Raw genomic sequence first — 23007 nt, 5'->3', positions numbered from 1 at the left:
TGCGGCGCGCAGCGCGGCCGCCTGCCGCGCGCGGGGTCTCCGGAGCCCCGGGGGGCCGTCTCCCGGCCGGGCCCTCCGCAACCGGGCGTTCGCTCCGCGGTCACCCCGCTTTCTCGGCCAATCCTCGCGCAATTCTCATCGCCCTCTCATACGCCGCTGGTTGCTTGTCCGGAGCCGGAAGATCCGGAACGTACGAACGAAGGAGGCGCAGGGTGTCGCGACCCGGAACGTCCGCACCGCGGGGCGGACGACACGGAGGAGACCAGGCGGGCGAGGCCACCGCGGAGGAGGCGGCCGAGCGGGAGGGCGGGCCGCCGGAACGGGTGGCCGGCCGGCCGCACGCGTTCAACCGCTTCGAGCTCAAGTACCTGGTCCCGGTGGAGCAGGCCGCCGGCATCCGGGAGGAGCTGGCCGAACGCATGGACCCCGACCCCCACAGCCCGGCCGGCGGCTACGGAGTCTGGAGTCTCTACTACGACTCCCCTCAGCTCCGCTTCTACTGGGAGAAGATCGAGGGTTTGAAGTTCCGCCGGAAACTCCGCATCCGCCACTACGGCGACCCCTCCGGCGTGACCGACGCGTCCCCGGTGTGCGTGGAGATCAAGCAGCGCGTCAACCGGGTCACCCAAAAACGCCGCATCACCCTTCCCTACGGCACGGCCCGGCGGCTCTGCGACGGCCGGGAGCTGATCGAACACGCCCCGGAGGAGAACGCGTTCGTCCAGGAGGTGCTGGAGCTCCTCGTCCGGCTGAACCTGCGGGCCACCGCGATTACCGGATACCAGCGCGAGGCCCTGGTCGGCACCGGCACGGACACCGGGCTGCGGGTGACGTTCGACCGGCGGGTGCGCGGCCGGGACCGCGACTTCCACCTGGGAACCGCCGACCCGGAGAACCGGTTCACGATCCCGCCGCACCTGGCCGTCATGGAGGTCAAGGTCAACGAGCGCACGCCGTACTGGATCAGCGATCTGGCCGCGCGCCGGAACCTCGCTCTCGTGCGGGTCTCCAAGTACGTCCAGTCCATCGAGGCGTTCGGCCGGGCCCCCCGGTCCGTCTTCCACATCGGCGGGGCGGACCTCCCCCTCCCCGCCCCGACCCCACGGCCGCCGCACGGGCAGCCGGCGGCGCGGCACCCGCACGCGACCGTGAAAGCAGGAGCACAGTGAACTTCGAACTGCAGGAACTCAGCGCGACGTTCAGCGTCCTCGACGTGGTCGCCGCCATGTCGCTCTCGTTCGTCCTGAGCACGATGATCGGCTACGTCTACCGGTACACGCACCGCAACATCTCCTACAGCCAGTCCTACGTCCAGACGCTGGTCCTGGTCGGCATGATCGTCGCGCTGATCATGCTGGTCGTCGGCTCCAATCTGGCCCGGGCGTTCTCCCTGGTCGGCGCGTTGTCCGTGATCCGGTTCCGGAACGCCATCAAGGAGACCCGGGACGTCGGCTTCGTCTTCCTGGCCATGGCGATCGGCATGGCCTGCGGTGCCCGGTTCTACACCCTGGCCGCGGTCGCCGCGGTGGTGATCTGCGCCGTCGTCGTCGTGATGTACAAGTTCAACTGGTTCCGCCTGAACATCCAGCGCCAGGTCGTCAAGGTCCAGGTCCCGGCCGGGGAGGACTACACGCCGGCCGTCCGCGACGTCCTCATCCGCTACACCACCGAATTCGAGCTGGTGAGCACCGAGACGATCCGCGGCGGGGCGCTCGTGGAGATCTTCTACACGGTGCGCATGAAGAAGGGCACCGAACCCGCCGACCTGGTGGCCGCGCTCCAGGAACGCACCGCCGGGCAGCGGGTGACGGTCCTCACCGGCTACGACCAGACCGACCTGTGATGCCCGGGGGCGGGGAGACGCGGCGGGCGCCCGGGACGGCGCGCCGGCGGCGGCTGCGGGACCGCGTCCCGGTGCGGCTGCGGCACCACTGGCGGCCGGTGGCGGCCCTGTGCGCGGGGCTGGCGGTGATGGTGTACACGATCGGCGACGCCCGCGTCTCGCCGTACGTCACCTCGGCCTCCGCCGTGGAGGCCGACGTGATCACGCAGAACGTCCGCGGCACGGTCGGCCTGTACGACGACTCGGTGGCGCACACGATCCGGCTCGAGTACGACCGGACCGAGTTCGAGAAGATGATGAAGGAGTTCCGCGAGGAGGGCCGCAAGGAGTACATCGAGGCGGATCTCACCATCGACGGGGTCCACCTGGAGGATGTCGGCATCCGCCTGAAGGGCAACTCCACTCTGATGTCCCTGCGCGGCGGCGACCGCGCCATGCCCGGGGGCGGCCGGACCGCGCCGGACGGCGCCGCACCGGACGGCGCGCCGGACGGCGGGCGCCGCCCCGGCGGAGCGGGCGGCATGACGATGTACGACCTGTCGCCGGACAAGCCCGAGGAACTGCCCTGGCTGATCAAGATCGACGAGTACATCGAGGGCCGCGCCTACCAGGGCGAGCGGGAGATCTCCCTGCGCCCCGGCAGCGGCGGCGCGGTACCGCTCAACGAGGCGCTGTCCCTGTCGCTGACGGCCGCCGCCGGGGAACCGGCGGAGCGGTACGCCTTCTCCTCGGTGAAGGTGAACGACCGGCCGGAGGTCACCCGGCTCATGGTCGAGAACCCCGACACCGAGTACGCGGAGGCCGTCGGCGACGGCAACGGCGTGCTGTACAAGGCGCGGGCCGGCGGCAGCTTCGCCTACCGCGGGGACGACCCGTCCGCGTACGAGACGTCGTTCCGCCAGCTCAACAAAGCCGGCAGCCAGGACCTCACCCCGGTGATCCGGCTCATCAGGTGGGCCGACCGGGCGTCCGACGAGGAGTTCGCCGAGGAGCTCGGCCGGTACGTGGACGTGGAGTCCCTCGCCGCGTACACCGCGGCGCAGAACCTGCTGCTGAACTTCGACGACATGAGCGGCCCGGGCAAGAACTACCTCCTCCGGTACGACCTGGGCACGAAGAAGTTCTCCGTCCTGGGCTGGGACTACAACCTGGCCTTCGGCGGCGACACGGCGGCCGGACCGGACGACTCGCTCGGCAGGGGCGGCGTCCCTGCCGGGCGGGAGGGCACAGGCGCGGACGCGGCCGACGGCCGGGCCGGACAGCAGGCACAGCCGCCGGAGGGCTGGCCCGAAGACGTGCCGGACGGAGCCCCGGACGGGCAGAACGGCAGGGGGCCGGACGACGGGGGCGAGGGCGGTATGCCCGGCGGCATGACGGGCCACCCCCTCAAGGACCGCTTCCTCGAACTGGATGCCTTCGACGGCGTGTACAAGACGGCCTACCGCGAGCTGTACGAGAAGTTCTACGGTTCCGGCACCGCGCTCCGGGCCCTGGACCGCGTCGCCGACGGGGCGCGCGCGGCGGGCGCGGACACCGGGGAGTTGTCCACCGCCGTGGCGAGGCTGCGCGAGACGGTGTCCGCGCGGACCGAGGCCCTCGCCCGGGACGAGGAGGTCACCGGCTGATCCCCCGCAGCACGCCGCCGCCGGGCCCCGCGGTCCGGCGGCGGCGTGGCCGTGCGGTGACGGTGGTGGTGTGGCGGCGGCCCGTCAGCCCGGTCCGGCGGGGCGGATCGCGGCTCCGGAGCGTGCCGGCGGGGTTGCGCCGCCGGAGCCGGTGGACCGCGCCGAGGTCCGTAGGGTCAGGCGCCGGACGCCGGCACGTGGGCGCGCTCGCCCTGCGGGCCGAACAGGGTGAGCAGTTCCGCGGGCTCGCCGCCGGCGCTGCCGATCCAGTGCGGCACGCGGGTGTCGAACTCGGCGGCCTCCCCCGGCCCGAGGCGGAACTCCTGCTCGCCGAGCACGAGCCGGACCCGTCCGTTGAGGACGTAGAACCACTCGTATCCGTCGTGGGTCTGGAGTTCCATGGTGGGCGCCCGGCCCGCGGGCGGGTGGATCACCTTGTACGCCTGGACGCCCCCGGCCCGCCTGGTGAGCGGCACCAGGACCAGCCCGGAACGCCGCACCGGCCGCAGGTGGATGCGCGGGTCCCCGGTCGGCGGTGCCGCGACGAGGTCGTCGAGCGGAACGCCGTGCGCCCGGGCCAGGGGCAGCAACTGCTCCAGCGTGGGGCGGAGTTTGCCGTTCTCGAGCCGGGACAGCGTGCTCGGCGTCAGGCCCGTCTCGGTGGCCAGGTCCTTCAGCGTGGCGCCCCGCGCCCTGCGCAGGGCGCGCAGGCGCGGCCCGACCCCCGCCAGGACGTCCTCTCCGGTTCTGCTCATCCGGCCATCATGCGGATCCGCAACTTTTCTTGCAAGCCCGTAACGAGGCTGGAGATGCTGCCCGCGGAGGTGAGGCCGCATGACAACGAAGGCCACGACAGCTCACGGGAGCGGAACGGCCGTCGTCCGCCCGGCCGGGTCACGGTGGAGGCGGGGCGCGGCCATGGCCGTGGCCGTTCTCGTCCTGGCGTCCGGGTGTGCGACGGGCGCCGGACAGGCGCGGGAGGAGGCACCACACCGTCCGGCCGCCGCGGCCGGTACCCCGTCCTTCGACTCCGCCACCCGCGACGACGCCGAGTTCAACCGCCTGTTCCGCCATGAGTTCGCCCTCGTCGACGGGGTGCGCATGCACTACGTCACCGGCGGAACCGGCGAGCCGCTCGTCCTGCTGCACGGCTGGCCGCAGTCCTGGTACGCATGGCGCGGCATCATGCCGGCGCTCGCCGAGCGGTACACGGTGTACGCGCTGGACCTGCCGGGACTCGGGGACAGCAGAGGAACGCCTTCCGGCTACGACAAGGCCACCCTCGCGCGGTACGTGCACGGCCTGGTCGCCGGCGACCTGGGCCTGCGCGGCATCCATCTCGCCGGGCACGACCTCGGCGCCGGCGTCGGTTTCCAGTACGCCGCGCAGTACCCGGACGAGGTCGCCCGCTATGCCCATCTGGACTATCCCCTTCCGGGCCCCGGGCTCAGCGCCGACCGGTACCGGTCGCTGAGCTGGCATGTCGCCTTCCACGACCAGGAGACGTTCCCGGAGACGCTGGTGGCCGACGACGTGCGCGCGTACCTCGACCTGTTCTACCCGTACGTCGCCCACGGCGGGACGAGCTTCGGCGGGCCCGGCGCGGAGTCCCCCTTCACCGACGAGCAGGTCGACGAGTTCGCCCGCACCTACCGCCGGCCGCGGGTCCTGACCGGCGGGTTCGAGCTCTACCGGACGCTGGACCGGGACGAGCGCGACAACACCGCCGCCGCGCCGGTCTCCGTGCCGACGATGATCATGACCGCTGAGGGCCTTCTGGAGTTCACCCGGTCCACCGCCGAGCCCCGCATGTCCCGCATCACACGGGCGGTCGAGGTGCCCGGAGCGGGCCACTGGCTGCCGGAGGAGAACCCGGCCTTCGTCACCGCCGAGCTGCTGGCGTTCTTCGGCGGCCGGGCAGCCCGGTGACCACGGCCGTCACACCACGGCCGTCACGGCCGGGAAACGACACCCCGCCGGCACCGCGGGCCCGGTCCCACAGCACGGCACGTCCACCCGAGAAGAACCGAGAAGAAGGAGCCACCGCGCATGGACGCCACACGAAGCCATGACCACACCGGCCCCGCGGACCCCGCGGACGACGAGGCCGAGCTGTTCTGGGAGCGGCACTACGCCGCCCGGAGCGGCGGGGGCGAGCGCGTGAACCCCCTGCTCGCCGAGACCGCCGGGCCCCTGCGCCCCGGAGCCGCGCTGGACCTGGGCTGCGGTGCGGGCGGCGACACTCTCTGGCTCGCCCGGCACGGCTGGCAGGTCACCGCCGTGGACGTCTCCGCCACCGCCGTCGAACGGGTACGCGAGCGCGCCCGTGAACTGGGTGTCGGGGACCGGGTCACCACCGAACGGCACGATCTGGCCCGGAGTTTCCCGCGCGGGGAGTTCGACCTCGTCTCCGCGCAGTACCTCCACACCCCGTTCCCGCTGCCCCGCGGCCGGATCCTGCGCACGGCCGCACAGGCTCTGCGGCCCGGGGGTCTCCTGCTGATCGTCGACCACGGCTCCACCGCGCCCTGGTCCTGGAACCAGGACCCCGGCGTCCACCACCCCACCCCCGCCGAGATCGCCGCCGGGCTGGATCTCGACCCCGGGCAGTGGCCCGTCCTGCGGGCGGACAGGCCGCGGCGCCGGGCGACCGGTCCCTCCGGCGAGACCGCGACCGTCACCGACCACGTCCTCGTCCTCCGGCGGGCCGGCGGATGAGCGCCGGCCCCGGACCCGGGGCGGCGTCCCGCCTCCGGGGCCGGCGCACCCCCGGGGGCGCGAAGCCTTCGCCATCATCGGCGTTTGGGGACGGCGAGCGGCGAACACCCGCACAGGGACGGCTTCTTGGTGTCCGCACCTGCGCCGCGAACGGAAGATCCGCTACCAGAAAGGCAGATCGTGTTCCTCCTCGACGCAGCCCTGGCACTTCTCGGACTCCTCATGGGTTCGCTCGCGCATCTCCCCGCCCCGGTCTCCCTGGCGGCGGCCGTGGTCATCGCCGTGTGGCTGCTCGTCTTCGCCGCCCGCGAACGGGACCGGCGCCACCGGGCTCGGCAGCCGGAACCGGAAGGGGTGGTGTGAACGATGGCGTCCCCCGTCTACGCCCAGGGGCGTTCCCGGCCCCGCGATCCGAACGACATGGCTGTCGCGTCCTTCGTCCTCGGGCTCCTCGGCCTGCTCGTGATGAACGTGGTTCTCGGCCCCATGGCGGTGGCGCTGTCCGTCACAGCGCTCCGCCGGGGCACCGTCCGCCGGGGCCGGGCGTTCCTCGGCCTCTCCCTCGGCATCGCCGATCTGGTGGTCTTCGCCGTGCTGGCCGGACTCGACACGTCGGCGTCCTGGGCATTCTGACGGCACGCGCGCCGTCACGCGGCACGACCGGCTCGCTCCTCGGGCGCAGCCCCGAAAGGCGAACCCGCACGGGACGGGGGCGCCGGGCCCGAGCCGCCCGGCGCCCCGTTCCGTCCCTGTTCCGTATCGTTGTGCTTCGTCTCAGCAGATGCCGAGCGCGGCCAGGGTCCGCCGCTGGACGGCCGTGGGGCGGGCCGGCCAGTAGAGGTAGCAGATGCCGCCCGTGCCGCTCGCCTCCTTGCCGGAGGCGTTGTAGCGCTTGGTGCGCAGCCAGATGTTCTCGAACTGGCGGCGCTTGTAGACGTGCCGCACGGCGTCGTTGCTGTCGCTCGCCGGGTCGTTGGCGATGACGTCGCCGTCCTCCGTGAAGCCGATGAGGCACATCAGGTGGCCCGCGGTGCCGTAGCCGGCGCCGTCGAGCTCCGGCTCCAGGAAGGACTGGGACGTTATCACCGGGATGCCCGCGCCGATCAGCTTCTCGACGTCGCCCAGGGAGCCGAGGCGGGTGACGATGCCCTGCATGTCGCGGTACGTCGCGGCGTAGGCGGCGTTGAAGGGCCAGTTGCCGCAGCCGTCGTACTGGTAGTCGAAGGTGTAGCGGGCGGCGTGGCAGACCTGGGGGTCGGCGAACTCCGGGTTGACCCAGGCCAGTTGCTTCTTCGTCGGCTTGCGGCCCCAGTACTCGATGATCATCTGGGACGAGGTGGGGCTGCACCACGCCTCGCCGCCGTTGTCGTACTCGGGGTACTCGCCGATGTGGATGTTCTGCGAGTAGCGCGGCACCTCCAGCTCGCGGGCGGCCCCCGCGCCGGGCTCCGAGGCCGGGACGGTGAAGCGGTCCGGGATGTCGGAGGCCATCGCGCCGAGCCGCCAGACCACCGGGGTGCGGTCGCCGCCCGGCTTGCGGTAGAGGGTGAGCCGCAGCCGGTACGAGGCGAGGCGCAGGTCGCCGGCGGAGCTGTTGACGGAGAAGGTGTCGGTCCAGATGCTGCTCCTGCCGTCCGACTGGTCGTCGACGGAGGTGCGGCGGATGTCGCCCTCGCCGTCACCCGCGGCCCAGCGGCCCATCACGTACCAGGGGGTGTCGGTGCCGTCGGTGTAGGTGCCGCGCAGCTCGACCTGGAGCCAGGTGCCGGCCGGGGTGTGGGCGTTCCAGGAGGGGACCACCTCGTTCGCCGGGACGGAGAGCCGGCGGACCGGGCCGGTCCAGGTGGCGTACTCCCAGGTGGCGGTCTGCTGCGTGTGCGGGTCGGTGTAGTCGGTGCGGCCGGCCGGGCGACCGATGGCGACACCAGGTCTGCGGCCGGTGCGGACGGCGGTGCCCTCGGCCGCGCCGCGGCGCCAGTCCGAGGCGGTGGTCCAGCCGTGGTAGTCCACGCGGGGCACGCCCCTCCCGGCGGTGGTGGCGGACGGGTTGGCGGCGGCGGTGGCGGTGCCCGGGCCCGACGGGGCGGGGGCGCGGCCTCCGCCGGGGGCGGCGAACGCGGCGGGAGCCGCCGCGGCGCCCGCCGCCGTGGCGAGTGCGGCGGCGAGGAGGGTGCGCCGTGGTGTGGGTGAGGTCATGCGGATTCCCCCAGTCATGGGCCGGTCGGGCCACTGGTCTGCTGCACGGGTACGGGGCTGTGCGGCCCGCGTTGGCGCGTTCCGGCGCCGCCGCGGGGGTCTTCCACTATCCCCGTCGTGATACCCGCCGACCAGCGCTCGTGCGCGGATGTCGGCCCGATTGCCGGACGGTACGGCCACGCGGCCGAGTGACCGGCGGTTTCCCCTCCCCCTGCTCCCTCTCCCGCTGCTCCCTCTCCCCCTCCCCCGGTTCGCCGGAGTGCGTTCCCCCCGCGGGCCGCCGGTCGTCAGCCGCCCAGCCGTACGGACAGGCGCACCGCCATCCGCTCCCCGCGTCCGCTCTCCGGCAGGCCCGGAAGACCCGCGGTGAAGTCGTCGGCGCCGTCGTCCTCCGTCACCGGCCCGACGGGAGCGAGAGAGTCCCGGCAGGCCAGATCCCGCTGTACCGCGGCCACGGTCAGGGACAGTTCCTCGCGCCACCGGGCCAGCCGGTCCGTGGTCGGCGCGCAGAGCCCGATGGCCATGTCGGCCGTGCCGGTGACGGCCACCACCGGCATGGCCAGGGCCAGCAGGCCGGGCACCTCGTGGTCCCGCGTCAGCGCCCAGCCGCGGCGGCGTACGTCCGCGAGCCGGGTGCGCGGGCCGGACGCGCCCGCGCCGCGGTGGGCGAGCAGGGCGAGGCCGGCCGCGGACCCGGTCAGGGGATGGCGCAGTCTGCGCCGCGGCCCGGCCGTACCGGCGCGCCGGCCGCCGAGATACTCCACGAACACGGCGTCGGAGCCGTCGGGGACGGCCAGATAGCTGTCCTCGCCCGTCCGCTCGTACAGCTTCCGCAGGTGGGGCAGTGCCACCTCCCGGGCCGAGGTCAGGGCCTGGGACAGCGAACCCAGCTCCCACAGCCGCAGGCCGATGCGGTACCGGCCGTCGTAGCCGCGTCGCAGGGCGCCCCAGGTCTCCAGTTCTCCGGAGAGGCGGTGCACGGTGGCGAGGGGGATCCCGGTCCGCCGTGCGATGTCCGAGAGGGTCAGGCTGGGGTGGAGGGGGTCGAAGGCACCGAGTATCGAGAGGGCTCTGCTGGTCACCGACGCGCCGGCGGACCGTGCGTTACCGGCCATCGTTCCCCTCCGCTCCGGGAGTCGCGGGGAGAGGGCGGACGTCGTTCATCGATGACTCCAAGGAATCGGTTGCTCCGGGAGGGCGGGCGGGCGGATGGGGACACGGGGGCACGGTGGTGCTCAGGCGGCGGCCGGCGCCGTCCGCGGGCCGCCGCGCGGGAGGCCCAGATTGCGGTGGATCTCCAGCGTCGCCGTGGAGCGGTTGAGCGTGATGTAGTGCAGTCCGGGTGCTTCCTCCGCCAGCAGCCGGAGGGCCATCTCCGTGGCGTGCTCCACACCGATCCGCCGGCTCTCGGCGGGGTCGTCCCGGGCCGCCTCCAGGCGCCGCGCGAGGTCCGGTGGGAAGGCGGCCCCGCTGAGCTCGGCGAAGCGGGCGATCTGCCGCACGTCGGTGGCCGGCATGATCGCCGGGATGACGGGGGTGGTGCAGCCCGCGGCGGTCAGCCGGTCCCGCAGCCGCAGGTAGTCCTCGACGTGGAAGAACATCTGGGTGATGGCGTAATCGGCCCCGGCCCGGCATTTGGCGGTGAAGTGCCGGATGTCGCTCTCCCAGTCCGGGGACCGCGGGTGGCGCTCGGGAAAGGCGGCGACGCCCACTCCGAAGTCCCCCAGCTCCCGTACCAGGCGCACCAGTTCGCCGGCGTGGCGGAAGCCGTGCGGGTGCGGGATCCAGGGGCCGCGCGGGTCACCGGGCGGGTCGCCGCGCAGGGCCAGCACATCCCGGACCCCCGCACTCGCGTACTGGCCGATGATCCGGCGCAGTTCGGCGGCGGAGTGCCCCACGGCGGTCAGATGGGCGACGGGGCGGAGGGTCGTCTCGGCCGCGATCCGCTCGGTCATCCGCACCGTGCGGTCCCGGGAAGAGCCTCCCGCGCCATAGGTGACCGAGACGAACGTCGGTGCGAGGGCCTCGACCCGGCGGACGGCGTGCCACAGGGTGCGCTCTCCGGTCTCCGTCCGGGGCGGGAAGAACTCGAAGGAGTACGTCCGTTCACCCGCCGCGAGAATCTCGCCGAGTGTGCTCACGTCTGTCCCTCCGGTCGTCGTGCCGCATGCGCCGTCCTGTCCGCCCCCGCCCCGGGTGGGCCCGGGTCCGGTCCCGTCATCCCGTGCCTCCGAGGGCCCGCTCCATGGCGTGCGCCGCGGCGGCGCCGTAGGCCCGGGAGACGCGGCCCAGGAGTTCTCCGGCGGACAGCTCGTACTCCTGGGTGCCGACCGTGCCGATCACCACGGACGCCAGGGCGCAGCCCAGTTGGGCCGAGCGCTCGTCGGGCCAGTCCCAGGCGGTGCCCGCCAGGAAGCCGGCGCGGAAGGCGTCGCCGACGCCGGTCGGGTCGGCCGTTTCGGTGACCGGTACCGCCGGGACGTGCAGCGGGCGCCGCCCGGCCCGGGTGACGGTCACCCCGTCCCCGCCCCGGGTCGTGACCCAGGTGCCGACGCGTTCCAGTACCTCCCGCTCGCTCCAGCCGGTGCGCCGCAGGAGCAGGGCCGCCTCGTAGGCGTTGGTGAAGAGGCAGGCGGCCCCGGTGACAAAATCCCGGACCTCCGCGTCGGTGAGGCGGGCGAGCTGCTGGGAGGGGTCGGCGGCGAACGGGATGCCCGCCCGCCGGCACCGGCGCGCGTGACGGAGCATGGCCACCGGGTCGTCCGGCGAGACCAGGACGAGGTCCGCCCCGCCCATGCGCGCCACGACCTCGGTGATGTCGATGTGCCGGGCGTCGGCCATCGCGCCCGCGTAGAAGGAGGCGATCTGGTTGGCGTCTCCGTCGGTCAGGCAGACGAACCGGGCCGTCTGGCGGGCGCTGGACACCCGGACGGAGTCGATGTCGACGCCGTTCTCCTTCAGCCAGACGCCGTAGTCGGCGAAATCGGCGCCCACCGCCCCGACGAGCACCGGCGACAGGCCCAGCCGCCCCAGGCCCAGCGCGATGTTGGCCGCCACTCCCCCGCGCCGCACGTCGAGTTCGTCGACGAGGAAGGAGAGGGAGATCTTGTCCAGCTCCTCCGGGAGCAGATGCTCCGCGAAGGTCCCGGGAAAGGTCATCAGGTGGTCGGTGGCTATGGAACCCGCTACCGCGATACGCATCCTCACTCCCGCCCGTCCGTGGTCCGCACGCGTGCCGGGGGCCGATGGACCGGCCCGGTCACGCCCCCGCCGCCTTGCGCAGCGCCTCGACGCGGTCGGTGCGCTCCCAGGTGAACTCGGGCAGCTCCCGGCCGAAGTGGCCGTAGGCGGCGGTTCGGGCGTAGATCGGGCGGAGCAGGTCCAGGTCGCGGATGATCGCGGCCGGACGCAGATCGAACACCTCGCCGATCGCCTGCTCGATCCGCTCCACCGCGACCGTGGCGGTGCCGAAGGTCTCCACGAACAGACCGACCGGCTCGGCCTTGCCGATGGCGTAGGCCACCTGCACCTCACACCGCGAGGCCAGCCCCGCCGCCACGACGTTCTTGGCCACCCAGCGCATCGCGTACGCCGCCGAACGGTCCACCTTCGACGGGTCCTTCCCCGAGAAGGCGCCGCCACCGTGCCGGGCCATACCGCCATAGGTGTCAATGATGATCTTGCGTCCGGTCAGACCCGCGTCCCCCATCGGCCCGCCGACCTCGAACCGCCCCGTCGGATTCACCAGCAGCCGGTGGCCGTCGGTGTCGAGCGCGATGCCGTCCTCGGCGAGCTGCTTCAACTCCGCCTCCACGACGTGCTGCTGGATGTCCGGGGCGAGCAGCGAGCCCAGCGAGACGTCGGCCGCGTGCTGCGCGGAGACGACGACGGTGTCCAGGCGCACGGGCCGGCTGCCCCGGTACTCGACGGTGACCTGGGTCTTGCCGTCGGGGCGGAGATAGGGGGCCAGGCCGTCCTTGCGGACGGCGGTGAGGCGGCGCGCCAGACGGTGGGCCAGCGCGATGGGCAGCGGCATCAGCTCGGGGGTCTCGTCGCAGGCGTAGCCGAACATCAGGCCCTGGTCGCCCGCGCCCTGCCGGTCCAGGTCGTCGCCCTCCTTGCCCTCGGTGTCGACGCCGCGGGCGATGTCGGGGGACTGCGCGCCGATGGACACCGAGACACCGCAGGAGGCGCCGTCGAAGCCCTTGGCCGACGAGTCGTATCCGATCTCCAGGACCTTCTCGCGGACGAGCCGGGCGATCGGCGCGTAGGCGCGGGTGGTGACCTCGCCGGCGATGTGCACCAGGCCCGTGGTGATCAGGGTTTCCACGGCGACCCGGGAGCCCGGGTCCGCACGGAGCAGCGCGTCGAGGACGGTGTCGCTGATCTGGTCGGCCATCTTGTCGGGATGTCCCTCGGTGACGGACTCCGAGGTGAACAGGCGGCGGGACATGGCGGTTCCTCCTCCGGTGGAGCGCAGGACCGGGTGCCGGGGACGGCACGCCGGGTGGGCACACGGGGTGGGCACACGGGACGCGGAGGACGCGCGGGACGGCGGCCGGCGCGTCCCGGGGACGGGGCGCGGATCAGGGGCGCGGGGTCAGAGCCGGGGTCAGAGCAGACCGGCGAAGTCGGGGACGGTGACGACGCCTTCCCTGCCGGCGGCACGCTCCAGGACGAGGGCGCCGATGGCGATGTCCAGCGAGCCGAGACCGAACGGGGCGTAGACGACGGTCCTCCCGGGGGAGGGGCGGGCGGCACCGCGCAGATGGTCGCCGATGGCGGTGATGTCCTCGCGCCGTACGGTTCCCCGCTCGACCGCCAGGGCCAGGGAGGTCTTCTCCCGCAGCGCGTGCGACACGTCGTCCACGACGTGCGCCGCGTCCGCCATGGCCTCCGGCTCCAGGTCGCGCAGCGACATGTGCAGCACGACGGCCCCGGGCTTGAACCACCCGGCGTCGGTGACGTACGGGACGACGGCGGTGGTGGCGAAGAGCACGACGTCCGCGTCGTCCAGCGCCTCCCGGAGGGTGCCGGCGACGGAGACCGAGGGGGCGAGGCCGTGGGTGTGCTCCGCGGCGAAGGCGCGGGCCCGGTCCGCGTCGAGGTCGTGGACCGCCAGGGAACCGGCGGTCCAGCCCTCACCGGCCATGACCGCCAGGGTGGTGGCGGAGATGTAACCGGTGCCGATCACGGCCAGTTTCCCGATCCGGCTGTCGCCCCCGCGCAGGGCCCGGGCACCCACCGCGGCGGACAGCGCCGTACGGTGGCCGCTGATCCGGGACCCCTCCAGTACGGCCGTGGCCAGACCGGTGCGGACGTCGTTGAGGGCGATGAGAGCGGAGGCCCGGGGCAGTCCGAGAGCGAGGTTCCCGGGGAAGCTCGAAATCCACTTCACGCCCATGGCGGGCGCGGCTCCCGGCACATAGGCGGGGAGGGCGATGGCGCGTTCGCGGCGGTCGGGGTCGGGGCGCAGGAACAGGCTGTCGGGGTTGACCAGGCCGCCCCGGGCCGCCTCGATGTACACGTCCTCGACGACCTGCCTGCACTCCTTGCCCAGCTCCGCCAGGACCGTCTCGACGACGGTGCCCGGGACGATCACCAGATTCCCGGAGTGACGTGCTTCCTGCATGAGTTCCCCCTCATGAGTCGGTTCGGTGGCCCGGCGCCGCGGCGCCTGACGTCACCTCAGCAACGAGAATTTCTTGGTCAGCGGGTCGAGGACGTCGCGCGGCCCGAACGCCGCGACGGCGTAGTAGTCGAGGTCCGCCTCCGCGGTCCGCTCCATCCGTTCGAGCTGGTCGGCGTAGGTGCCGCCGGTCATGGCCGAGGTGAAGTCCGTGCAGAGCAGTCCGGCCTCCGCGGCCTCGGAGCGCAGCCGCCGCAGCCAGGCCGGGCGGCCTTCGAGGACGACCAGGGAGAGGCCCGACACCGGCCAGTGCTCCTCGCCCCCGGCGTCGGGAAAGCGCAGGAACGACATGCGGGGAAGCAGTTCCGGACGCTCCTGGGCGGCCTTCGCGACCAGTCCCAGGCACAGGTGGGCTGTGGCGTTCATGGCCACCCCGTGATCGAGTTTCGCCCTGACCGCGACCACGAATTTGCAGTCGGTGTCGACGTTTTCCGGCTCGACGGTGGTGGAGAGTGATTCGGACATGGCGGTACCCCGGAACGCTTCTCTTGTGATGCCGCGTGAACGGCGGACGGAATGGGCGCTGCTTCGCACCCGGAATTGCTGTCGGTCGTGCCCGGCCGGTGGCCGGCGGGCGATCGGGCAATAGTTATTCGATGGTCAGTCGATGGTCGAATACGACGTGAATTTGCGGACGCTCTGTGGATTCATGCGGTAGCCCGGACGCCCCTGGATCACCGCGTCCGACGCGATGTCCCAGTCCGCCACCTCGTCGAATCTGTCCCGGCACGCCATGCGGAATCTGCGGACGGACTGCGCCAGGGCCGCGGGTGTGCGGTGGGTACGGGCCGACAGTTCCGACGCGGAGAGAAATGAGGGTTCCTCATTCTTCTCACGACTCCGCATGAATTCTTCTCCGAGTACCCGCAGAATGTCAAGGAGTGGCGGCGGAGTTTCTTCGTATACCGTCACCCCCTCCACGGACAACAGGTTTCCATACAGTGCGACCTCCCATGACGGCGAGCCCGTACCCGGTTCGTCGAGCAGCACGACCGGCAGGATCTCGGGCACCAGGAAATCCGTACGGAGCCCGATGTATTTGCTAAGAAATCTCCGCCCGGCGATATTCTGCGGCGCCTGCAGATAATCGACGGCAACCTGAAGGATCTCCGGAATGCTCGGTCTGATGTCGATCAGATAGCGCGTTATCCACTCCACGGCGGCACCTTTTCCGTGCAGCCGCTCGTGCAGCACGGCCGCGTCCAGCAGGACCAGGTCGGCCTGCTGCTCCAGGCCCGCGTACGCCAGCCGGTCGTGCAGCGTCACGGCCACGTCGATCAACTGGCGGGCCTTGGTCCGCACCCGGTAGGTGCGCAGCATCCGGTGCCACTGCTCGTGCGCCGTCAGATGAACGCTCCACGAGCCGGCCCGCCCTCCGTACCGGTCCGCGAGATGCCTGAAGATCCGCGGATACGGCGACTGCTGGAAGGTGACCCAGCCGAAGGAGAAGACGTCCAGCGCCGCGTCGAAGTCCCGGCGGGAGCCGTAACGGCAGGCGGCGATGAGGAACTCGCTGGTGCGCACATAGCGTTTGAGCAGGGCGCGGTCCTGGTCGGACAGTTCCTTGGGCCGCAGCGACGAGGACTCGATGAAGGTGCTGTAGCTGCCGCTCTGCACGTCCCCCAGTGAGAAGGCGAAGGAACGGGCCCCGGTGGCCGAGGGGTGGGAGGCGTACACCTCCTCCACGTAGTGCCGCTGGCTGCCGAGCGCGGTCACCGCCTCCTCCAGACGGCCGGCCGTGAGGTGGTTGATGACGATGTCCGTGTAGAGCCAGGCGGCGTCCGCGTAGTAGAGGTACTTGCGGTACCGCTCCAGGGAGTCGTGGATCAGCGGCAGCGCCCGGTCGTGGTCGCCCGCCGCGGCCGCCCCCAGCGCCTGCCACCAGAGCACGAACGAGACCCGCGTGTACCGTGCCGGCTCGCCTCCCAGCCCCAGCCCCTCGGAGAGCCGCGCCAGGCCGGCCGGGAAGACGGAGTCGGGGTAGGTCGGCCATCCCTGGCTGAGATGGTCGGCCACCTCCACCAGGAGGTCGGGGGACCTCTCGTCCACTCCCCCGTCGAGGAGTTCGATGATCTCCTTGGTCCGCGGGAGGATGCGCCCGGTGTACAGGAGGGAGGTCTCCATGTAGCGCCGGGCGACGTCGAAGAGCGCGGGGGTGACCGGCTCCCCGCCTCCCATCCGGGAGCTCAGCGCGCCCAGCAGGAGCAGAACCGAGACGTCGTGCTCGCTCTCCTGCCGGAGATCGACGGAGGAGAGATCCGCCAGTTCCCCGGCGGCGAGGCGCGTTCCGCGCAGCACCCGTTCCTCCAGCGCCTGGCGCACCTCGGACACTCTTCTCATCCTCGTCGTCTGCCTTCGTCCCTGCATCGCTCCGCCGGGGAGCGACAACCACCGCCTGCCGGACATCCCCGGGGGCGGTCACCTGATCACACCACCGCCCGGTTGCGGCACTCCGCCGACCGTCTCCAGCCACCTGTCGCTGTAGACCGTGCTCTCGTACTTCTCTCCACCGTCGGCGCAGATGCACAACGGGTCAGTTATATCGGGGTTCTCCCCGAGGTGGCGCACACAGGCCGCCACGACCGCCCCGGAGGAGGCGCCGAGGTGGATCCCGGCCTCCCGCAGGACCTTCCGGCAGTAGCGGGCGGTCTCGTCCACGTCCACATAGAGGTAGTGGTCGATCAGTTCGTCCGTGAGGAAGGAGGACGGGCGGCTGGCGCCGATGCCGGAGAGGTACCGCTTCCCGGGCGGGCCGCCGTACGCGGCCGAGCCGCTGATGTCCACGGCCACCATCCGGGTGGCCAGTCCCCGCTCCCGGAAGCACTGGCTCAGACCGGCGAAGGTCCCGCCGGTCGACACGGCCGCGAACAGCGCGTCCGGGGGAATCGGCATCTGGCCCAGGATCTCCGGGCCCGTCATCTCCCGGTGGATCCCGGGGTTCCGCCGGCTCTCGTACTGGTTGCCCCAGACGTACCGGTCATCGGTTTCCAGCAGTTCCCGCACCTTGGCCAGCCGGGAGAGCAGATAGCCCCCCGCGCGGTCGGCCTCCTCCACCATGACGACCCGTGCGCCCAGGTCCCGGAGGCGGGAGCGGCTCTCCGCGGTGCACAACGGGTCGACCACCGCGGTGAATCCGACGCCCAGATATCTGGCCATGCTGGCCAGCGCCACGCCGAGGTTCCCCGAGGTCGACTCCAGGAGCTCGGCGCCGGGCCACAGCCGGCCGTCCTGCACCAGTCCCCGTACCAGCCCATAGGCCGTGCGGGCCTTGATGGAGCCGGTGATGTTGTAACCCTCCAGCTTCAGATGCAGCCTGCGCGGCCGTCCGAGGACGTCGAGTTCGATCGTCTTCACGGGCGTCGGGCCGAGCAGGGCCTCGAACCGTTCCAAGAGGTGCTGCATGGACTTGCGGACCTTCCCCTCGATTCGTTCGCCGTTCGACCGAACGGCTACCAAATCCGACGACCGCGCATGTCATACTGATGCAGCTGAATGACATTGCTCGGTCAGCCTACGCATGATGTCTGACCGCCAAAAGCACCGTCTCAGGATCTGAGCCGAAACCGGAACCGGAATGCCGAGCTCCCGAGAAAGGCGACCCGTGAGCGAGTCAGCAGAGACAGCAGAGTCCGTTGGGACTCCGGAGACAACGAGGGGACCTGCGACGCGATTAGGCCGGCCGGCGCTCCTGCGGGATGCCCTGGGCATCGGCCTGGCAGTCGGCGCGTACGGGCTCTCCTACGGTGCCCTGGCCGTCTCCTCCGGCCTGACGGTGGCACAGACCCAGTTCCTCTCCCTCCTCCTGTACGGAGGCTCCTCCCAGCTCGCCCTGGTGGGAGCACTCGCCGCGGGCAGTACGGGCGCGACGGCGAGTGCCACCGCGGTGCTGCTCGGTGCGCGCAACCTGTTCTACGGAGTCGGCCTCCGCCCGGTGCTCGGGCTGCGCGGCCGCCAACTGCTGCCCGCCGCCCACCTCCTGAGCGACGAGAGCGCGGCCATGGCCATCGGCCGGCCCGACCGGGCCACGGCGCGCTACGCCTACTGGGCCACCGGCGGCGTGGTCTTCCTGTGCTGGAACCTCGCGACGCTGGCGGGCGCCCTGGCCGGCTCCCTCATGGCGGACCCCAAGGCGTTCGGTCTGGACGCCGCGTCCTCCGCCGCCTTCCTCGCGCTGGTGGCACCCCGGCTCGGGGAACGCGCCAACCGGATGGTCTTCGTTCTGGCCTGCGCAGTGGCGGTGGGTGTCTCCCCCCTGGTGGGAGCCGGGCTCCCGGTGGTGCTCGCGGGCCTGACCGCGCTGAGCGTGCTGCTCACCCCCCGCGCCCGGGCCGCGCTGCGCACGGCGCCGCCGGCCCCCGGCGGCGCGGCGGCGGCCCGCCCGGAGGACCCGGACGGCACACGGCACGACGGCGGCACGACGGAGAAGGACGGTGCGGCATGAGCTGGGCCTGGATCGCCGCCGCGGCCGCGGCCTGTTTCGCACTGAAGCTGCTGGGGCTGCTCGTCCCCCAGCGGACGCTGGAGCACCCGGCCGTCTCCCTGACGGCCGAGGCCGTTCCCGTCGCCCTGCTCGCCGCGCTGATCGCCGTTCAGACCTTCACCGCGGAGCAGCAGATCGCGCTGGACGCACGGGTCGCCGGGATCGCCGTCGCGGCCCTGTGCATCTGGAAGAAGGCCCCGTTCCTCGTCACGGTGGTCGCCGCGGCCGCGGTCACGGCGCTGCTGCGCTGGGCCGGGGCGGCGGGCTGACCGCGCCCGCGTCCGGGCCGCCGCGGAGCGGCCGCCCCGCGGCGGTGCGCCCGGGTGGCACGGCGGCCGGACCGCGCCGCCCGGGCGGCCCCGCGGTGGCGCCCCGGCGGACGCTCAGCTCCTGGGAGTCGCGTAGACCACCCAGTTGTCGTGCTTGTGCGGGTAGGGACGGAAGTCGCCGTGCGGCGGGTCGTCCCAGGAGATGCGGTCCATCTCGAGGATGTTCCAGCCGGCGAACAGGGTCCGCATCTCGTCCTCGTCGTAGTACCGGAAGAGCGTGTCCTTGTAGGCGAAGGTGTGCGGGGCGATCTCGGTGCCCTCGCCGTAGGTCTCGTCCTTCAGCGTGAAGGCGTTGGTGACGAACAGTCCGTCCGGGTGGACCACCCGGCGGGCCTCGGCGATCAGCTGGGTCGGGTCCTGGATCTGCCCGAACACGTCGAAACAGGTCACCGCGTCGACCGAGGCGTCGATCAGCGGCAGTGTGGTGGCGTCCGCCCGTAACAGGAACGCCCGCCGGCGGATCACCCGGCGCGCGTGGGCCAGGCCCGTGGGCGCGATGTCCACGCCCGTCGCGTTGAAGCCCGCGTCGGCCAGGGCCGCCAGATTGCGCCCGTCCCCGCACCCGAGATCGACCACCGTACGGATATTCCGCTTCTTGAGTGCCTCGATCGCCGGCGGGATCACCGGAATCGGGTCCTCCTGCCACAACGGTCCTTCACTCTGCTCCTGGTACGCCTTCTCCCAGCCGTACTGGAGCTCCGAAAACTCGGGCATGCCTGTCACCTGACCTCCATAGGATGACTGATGAAAATCATCCTATCGACCCGAGTTGACAAAACAAAGGGCGTCTCGGTATGTGAACCAAAACTCTGCGTGAACAGGAAATCCGGAATTGGAGGGTCACCTTTCACTCCGCTCCGGGTATTTCGGATTTCAATATTCCGCATTCCCGGGCCGGCCGGCCCGGCAGCAATTCTTTGCTCGTTCCCGGTTTCCGGGAGCCGTTTTTCCGGATTCCCCGGGGCTCTCCCCCGCACCGTCCCGGACCGCGGTCATGCCGATGGCCCGGCCGGAGTACGGCCGGGCCGGTGCGCTTCCCGGCAGACGGTGCAGCCCCGGGTGGTGCGCGGCCCTCTCGGCGGAACGTCACCGGGGGTCCCGCACGGGTTTTCCGCCGCCGGGAGCACCGGGCACCGGCAGCCGCGTCCCGGCCGGCGGCCGGGCGAGGGCCTCGTTCATCTCCTCCAGGGCGAGCCCGTTGGTCGTCGGGCCGAGCACTCCGATGTTCACCGCGATGGCGACCAGCGTCAGGGCCACTCCGGCGAACAGCGCCCCGGGCCCGTGGGCGGCCAGGAAGGGCACCATGATGAAGGGCATCGCCGCGGTGGTGAGGCGCGAGAGCGAATATGTCCAGCTCACCGCGGAGACCCGGGCGGCGGTGGGGAAGATCTCCGCCTGGTAGACGTGGTAGGCGTTCGAGAAGACGTTGGTCACGGCCGTGAAGCAGAGCCCCGAGACGATGATCATCGGCTCGCCCCGCGCGAACCCGAAGAGCAGACCCGAGCCGGCCATGGCCAGGGACGTCGCCACGATGAGGTGCTTCCGCTCCACCCGCTCCATCAGCGGGACGGACAGCAGCGAGCCGAGCGGGTACCCCACGAACGTCACCGCGCTGAAGAGCAGCGAGTTGACGATCGAGTACCCCTTGTCGGCGAGCACGAGGGGGGCCATGGTCCCGAAGCCGTAGCCGCCGAACGCCTGGAGCAGGTGGAACACGGCCAGCATCGCGACCCGGCGCCGGTGGACCGGGCTGAGCCTGGTCCTCACCACGGCCGCGGGGCGCCGGGCCGGCGGCACCTCCGTCCCGGCGGGCCCGGCGGCGGGCGGGCCCGCCCGGTCCCCCGACTCGGCCTCCAGCCGGGCCAGGACGGCCTCCGCCTCCGCCGTGCGTCCCACCGACGCCAGCCAGCGGGGTGACTCCACGAGCCGGTGCCGGAGCAGCAGGACGGAGAGGCCGCCGGCCGCGCCGGTCAGGAACAGCCAGCGCCAGCCCGCCAGTCCGAGCGGGTCCATCGGCTCCAGCCAGCGGGCGAGCAGACCGACCGCCGGTACGCCCGTGAAGGCGATGGTGTACGCCCACGCGGTGTACCGGCCGCGGGAACGGGACGGCAGCAGATCCCCGAGATAGGCGTCGGCGAGCGGGAGCACCGGGCCGATGCCCAGTCCCGCGAGGAACCGCGCGCCGACCACCATCCACACCTCGTCGCCCACCGCCCCGAGAGCGGAGAACACCGTGTAGACGGCGACCGCCAGCAGTAGCGCGCGGCGCCGGCCTAGGCGGTGGGCCAGCCGCCCCATCGCGAGCACGCCGATGAACATGCCGACGAAGACGGAGGCCATGACCGCGGAGACCTCGGTACGGCTGAGCCGATACTCCTCGGCCAGCACGGCGCCCAGCACGCCCGACATGAAGATCTCGAACATGTCGAAGAACAGGGCGATTCCGACGGTGACGATCACACGCCGCAGGGTGGGGGTCAGGGGCAGCCGGTTCAGCCGTGCCGCGATGGCGGCGGAGCCCTGGTCCATGGCTCTCCTCGGTCGGGGTGGTGTGCCGCTCACGGTGGTGCGGGGCCGTCCGCGCGGGCGGACCCGCACCGGGGTCAGGCGGGTTCGTTGCCCGGGCTCCACTTGATCGAGCAGCCCATGGAGGGGTGGTGGGGCTCGGGCACCGGCAGGCCCGCCAGCACCTGCTCCACGGCGGTCCGGAGCCGGGCTCCGGTGACCGGACGGCCGTTGCCGGGCGTCGAGTCGTCGAAGGAGCCGCGGTAGACGAGCCGGTCATCCGCGTCGTACAGGAAGAAGTCCGGGGTGCAGGCGGCCCGGTAGGCGAGGGCGGCCCGCTGTCCGGTGTCGAGCAGATAGGGGAAGTCCCAGCCGGTCCGTTCGACCTGGTCCCGGAGGCCGTCCGGACCGTCGTCCGGGGCCACTCCCGTGTCGTTGCTGCACACGGCGACGGCCGCGAGCCGCGGGAACTCCGCCACCAGCTCGCCGAAGTGCTTCTCCAGGTGCCGGACGAAGGGGCAGTGGTTGGACATGAAGGCGACCAGCAGGGCCGGCGCCCCGGCGAAGTCCGCCCGCCGGACGGTGCGTCCGTCGAGCGAGGGCAGAGCGAAGTCCGGGGCCGGAGTGCCCAGGGGCACCATGAAGGAGGACACGGGCACGGTGGGGTGACCTTTCTTTGGGATCGACGGGGCCGGGCGGCCTGGCTTGCGGAAGCGCGGGTCCGCGCGGCGGCACGGGCCGGATCGGGTGCCCGGCCGGGGGGGCGGGCGGCTAGCGCGGGGCGTCGCCGAGCAGCAGCGGGCGCTCCGGGTCGAGGTCGCGCGCGTCGTTCACGACCTCGACGTACATGCCGTCCGGGTCGATCACGAAGAAGTAGTCGACGAGGGTCCGGCCGCGGGCGATCTCGGTGACCTCCCCGATCCCGGCCTCGATGATCTCCGCCCGGGTGGCGGCCAGGTCCGGCACGGTGAATCCCACGTGCTTCACCCCGATCTCGGGCAGGTTGTTGCCCACGGTGAAGGCCGGGCGCGGCCGGGCGCCGTCGTCCGCGTAGTGGAACAGTTCCAGGACGAAGCCGTCGTCCTGCCGCAGATGGGAGATGGTCAGCGACTTGTCGCTCTTGCTCCACTCGGCGACCGGCCGGAAGCCGAAGTAGCCGTAGAAGGCCTTCGAGCGGTCGAGGTCGCCGACGCTGAGGGCGATGTGGTGCGGTGCGAAGGTGGTCATGCTTCCCTGCCTGTCGTGGTCCGGTCGAGGGGGAACGGCACGCGCGGGGGGTCCCCGCCGAGCCGGCCCGCGGTGTGCAGCGGTTCGAGGAGTTCCATGCGGGGCGGCCCCTGGACGTACGGTGCGTGCCGGGCGAGGAACGCCGCGGTCTGGGGCGTGGCGCGGTGCTCGGCGAACGCGTCGCGGTCGCGGTAGATCTCGTAGAAGACGCGGGCCAGCGGCTCCCCGTCGACCCGGTGGATCGCGTAGGCGACCAGGCCCGGCTCCTCCGCCGCGGCCTCCGCGATCCGCCACCGGGCCAGGGCGTCGAACTCCTCGGCGCTCTCGGGTCTCACCTCGAAGCGTGCGACCACTGCGTACACGTGTGCTCCTCCGCTCTGCTTCCGTGGTACCGC

The 23007-nt window shown here is 72.2% G+C and carries 24 protein-coding genes; 9 read left to right on the top strand and 15 right to left on the bottom strand.

All coding sequences use genetic code 11. The features are described 5' to 3' along the window. Positions 1 to 323: 323 nt before the first annotated feature. The 3 genes from LIX60_RS28425 to LIX60_RS28415 are packed head-to-tail and all read left to right on the top strand — an operon-like array spanning position 324 to position 3468. Positions 324 to 1169, top strand: a complete 846-nt coding sequence (locus tag LIX60_RS28425; protein ID WP_227962957.1) for a polyphosphate polymerase domain-containing protein — start codon at positions 324 to 326, stop codon at positions 1167 to 1169. Further along, positions 1166 to 1843: a DUF4956 domain-containing protein gene (locus LIX60_RS28420; RefSeq protein ID WP_227961895.1), complete on the top strand. Its 678-nt coding sequence runs from the start codon at positions 1166 to 1168 to the stop codon at positions 1841 to 1843. The genes LIX60_RS28425 and LIX60_RS28420 overlap by 4 nt, the downstream gene beginning before the upstream one ends. Then, complete coding sequence (locus LIX60_RS28415) at positions 1843 to 3468, top strand: CotH kinase family protein (protein ID WP_227961894.1); 1626 nt, start codon at positions 1843 to 1845, stop codon at positions 3466 to 3468. Before LIX60_RS28420 ends, LIX60_RS28415 begins: the two co-directional genes overlap by 1 nt. A gap of 176 nt (positions 3469 to 3644) precedes the next feature. Here the strand turns inward: LIX60_RS28415 and LIX60_RS28410 are convergent, their stop codons facing one another. Beyond that, on the bottom strand, positions 3645 to 4223 hold the full coding sequence (locus LIX60_RS28410; protein ID WP_227961893.1) for a helix-turn-helix domain-containing protein: 579 nt from the start codon (positions 4221 to 4223) through the stop codon (positions 3645 to 3647). A gap of 163 nt (positions 4224 to 4386) precedes the next feature. Here LIX60_RS28410 and LIX60_RS28405 point away from each other — a divergent pair, with 163 nt between their 5' ends. The 4 genes from LIX60_RS28405 (at position 4387) to LIX60_RS28390 (ending at position 6819) form a co-directional block, all read left to right on the top strand. Beyond that, positions 4387 to 5397, top strand: coding sequence for an alpha/beta fold hydrolase (locus LIX60_RS28405; protein ID WP_227961892.1), 1011 nt, complete (start codon positions 4387 to 4389; stop codon positions 5395 to 5397). Positions 5398 to 5517: 120 nt separating this feature from the next. Beyond that, positions 5518 to 6186 (top strand): cyclopropane-fatty-acyl-phospholipid synthase family protein, encoded by a 669-nt coding sequence (locus LIX60_RS28400; protein ID WP_227961891.1) that lies wholly within the window; start codon positions 5518 to 5520, stop codon positions 6184 to 6186. Between the two features lie 180 nt (positions 6187 to 6366). After that, positions 6367 to 6549 carry a hypothetical protein gene (locus LIX60_RS28395; RefSeq protein ID WP_227961889.1) on the top strand — a complete coding sequence of 61 codons (183 nt, stop codon included), beginning with the start codon at positions 6367 to 6369 and terminating at the stop codon, positions 6547 to 6549. A 3-nt stretch (positions 6550 to 6552) separates the two neighbouring features. Continuing rightward, entirely contained in the window at positions 6553 to 6819 is a 267-nt protein-coding gene (locus LIX60_RS28390) for a DUF4190 domain-containing protein (RefSeq protein WP_227961887.1), read from the top strand. A gap of 141 nt (positions 6820 to 6960) precedes the next feature. Here the strand turns inward: LIX60_RS28390 and LIX60_RS28385 are convergent, their stop codons facing one another. The 9 genes from LIX60_RS28385 to LIX60_RS28345 form a co-directional block, all read right to left on the bottom strand. Further along, a complete protein-coding gene (locus tag LIX60_RS28385) occupies positions 6961 to 8382 on the bottom strand; it encodes a peptidase C39 family protein (protein WP_227961885.1) in 1422 nt (473 codons plus the stop codon). A gap of 287 nt (positions 8383 to 8669) precedes the next feature. Beyond that, positions 8670 to 9497: an IclR family transcriptional regulator gene (locus tag LIX60_RS28380; protein ID WP_227961883.1), complete on the bottom strand. Its 828-nt coding sequence runs from the start codon at positions 9495 to 9497 to the stop codon at positions 8670 to 8672. A gap of 120 nt (positions 9498 to 9617) precedes the next feature. Beyond that, on the bottom strand, positions 9618 to 10523 hold the full coding sequence (gene metF, locus LIX60_RS28375; RefSeq protein WP_227961880.1) for a methylenetetrahydrofolate reductase [NAD(P)H]: 906 nt from the start codon (positions 10521 to 10523) through the stop codon (positions 9618 to 9620). A gap of 76 nt (positions 10524 to 10599) precedes the next feature. Continuing rightward, entirely contained in the window at positions 10600 to 11583 is a 984-nt protein-coding gene (locus LIX60_RS28370; RefSeq protein ID WP_227961878.1) for a carbohydrate kinase family protein, read from the bottom strand. A 58-nt stretch (positions 11584 to 11641) separates the two neighbouring features. Further along, complete coding sequence (gene metK / locus LIX60_RS28365; RefSeq protein WP_227961876.1) at positions 11642 to 12835, bottom strand: methionine adenosyltransferase; 1194 nt, start codon at positions 12833 to 12835, stop codon at positions 11642 to 11644. A 159-nt stretch (positions 12836 to 12994) separates the two neighbouring features. Next, positions 12995 to 14014, bottom strand: a complete 1020-nt coding sequence (locus LIX60_RS28360; RefSeq protein WP_227961874.1) for a 2,3-diaminopropionate biosynthesis protein SbnB — start codon at positions 14012 to 14014, stop codon at positions 12995 to 12997. A 51-nt stretch (positions 14015 to 14065) separates the two neighbouring features. Next, on the bottom strand, positions 14066 to 14536 hold the full coding sequence (locus tag LIX60_RS28355; protein WP_227961872.1) for a DUF2000 domain-containing protein: 471 nt from the start codon (positions 14534 to 14536) through the stop codon (positions 14066 to 14068). Positions 14537 to 14671: 135 nt separating this feature from the next. Next, positions 14672 to 16411 (bottom strand): tetratricopeptide repeat protein, encoded by a 1740-nt coding sequence (locus LIX60_RS28350; protein WP_227961870.1) that lies wholly within the window; start codon positions 16409 to 16411, stop codon positions 14672 to 14674. 78 nt (positions 16412 to 16489) lie between these two features. Beyond that, on the bottom strand, positions 16490 to 17473 hold the full coding sequence (locus tag LIX60_RS28345) for a pyridoxal-phosphate dependent enzyme (RefSeq protein ID WP_227961868.1): 984 nt from the start codon (positions 17471 to 17473) through the stop codon (positions 16490 to 16492). A 199-nt stretch (positions 17474 to 17672) separates the two neighbouring features. Here LIX60_RS28345 and LIX60_RS28340 point away from each other — a divergent pair, with 199 nt between their 5' ends. Together LIX60_RS28340 and LIX60_RS28335 are read left to right on the top strand one after the other, a co-directional pair. Next, a complete protein-coding gene (locus LIX60_RS28340; protein ID WP_227961866.1) occupies positions 17673 to 18512 on the top strand; it encodes an AzlC family ABC transporter permease in 840 nt (279 codons plus the stop codon). Beyond that, entirely contained in the window at positions 18509 to 18820 is a 312-nt protein-coding gene (locus LIX60_RS28335) for an AzlD domain-containing protein (RefSeq protein ID WP_227961863.1), read from the top strand. The genes LIX60_RS28340 and LIX60_RS28335 overlap by 4 nt, the downstream gene beginning before the upstream one ends. 114 nt (positions 18821 to 18934) lie before the next feature. Here LIX60_RS28335 and LIX60_RS28330 read toward each other — a convergent pair whose 3' ends face one another. From LIX60_RS28330 to LIX60_RS28310, 5 genes are all read right to left on the bottom strand, one after another. Continuing rightward, on the bottom strand, positions 18935 to 19594 hold the full coding sequence (locus tag LIX60_RS28330) for a class I SAM-dependent methyltransferase (RefSeq protein WP_227961861.1): 660 nt from the start codon (positions 19592 to 19594) through the stop codon (positions 18935 to 18937). Positions 19595 to 19966: 372 nt separating this feature from the next. Beyond that, positions 19967 to 21409: an MFS transporter gene (locus LIX60_RS28325; RefSeq protein WP_227961859.1), complete on the bottom strand. Its 1443-nt coding sequence runs from the start codon at positions 21407 to 21409 to the stop codon at positions 19967 to 19969. A gap of 74 nt (positions 21410 to 21483) precedes the next feature. Further along, a complete protein-coding gene (locus LIX60_RS28320; RefSeq protein ID WP_227961857.1) occupies positions 21484 to 22044 on the bottom strand; it encodes a thioredoxin family protein in 561 nt (186 codons plus the stop codon). 112 nt (positions 22045 to 22156) lie between these two features. Further along, the gene (locus LIX60_RS28315) at positions 22157 to 22612 is read right to left on the bottom strand and encodes a VOC family protein (RefSeq protein ID WP_227961855.1); all 456 of its coding nucleotides are present in this window, start codon (positions 22610 to 22612) and stop codon (positions 22157 to 22159) included. Next, positions 22609 to 22974, bottom strand: coding sequence for a putative quinol monooxygenase (locus tag LIX60_RS28310; protein WP_227961853.1), 366 nt, complete (start codon positions 22972 to 22974; stop codon positions 22609 to 22611). The genes LIX60_RS28315 and LIX60_RS28310 overlap by 4 nt, the downstream gene beginning before the upstream one ends. Positions 22975 to 23007 lie beyond the last annotated feature (33 nt).

The sequence above is a fragment of the Streptomyces sp. S07_1.15 genome, assembly GCF_020739505.1.
In the GTDB taxonomy this organism is placed as follows: Bacteria; Actinomycetota; Actinomycetes; order Streptomycetales; family Streptomycetaceae; genus Streptomyces; species Streptomyces xinghaiensis.
This window is presented reverse-complemented; position numbering and strand designations above follow the sequence as displayed.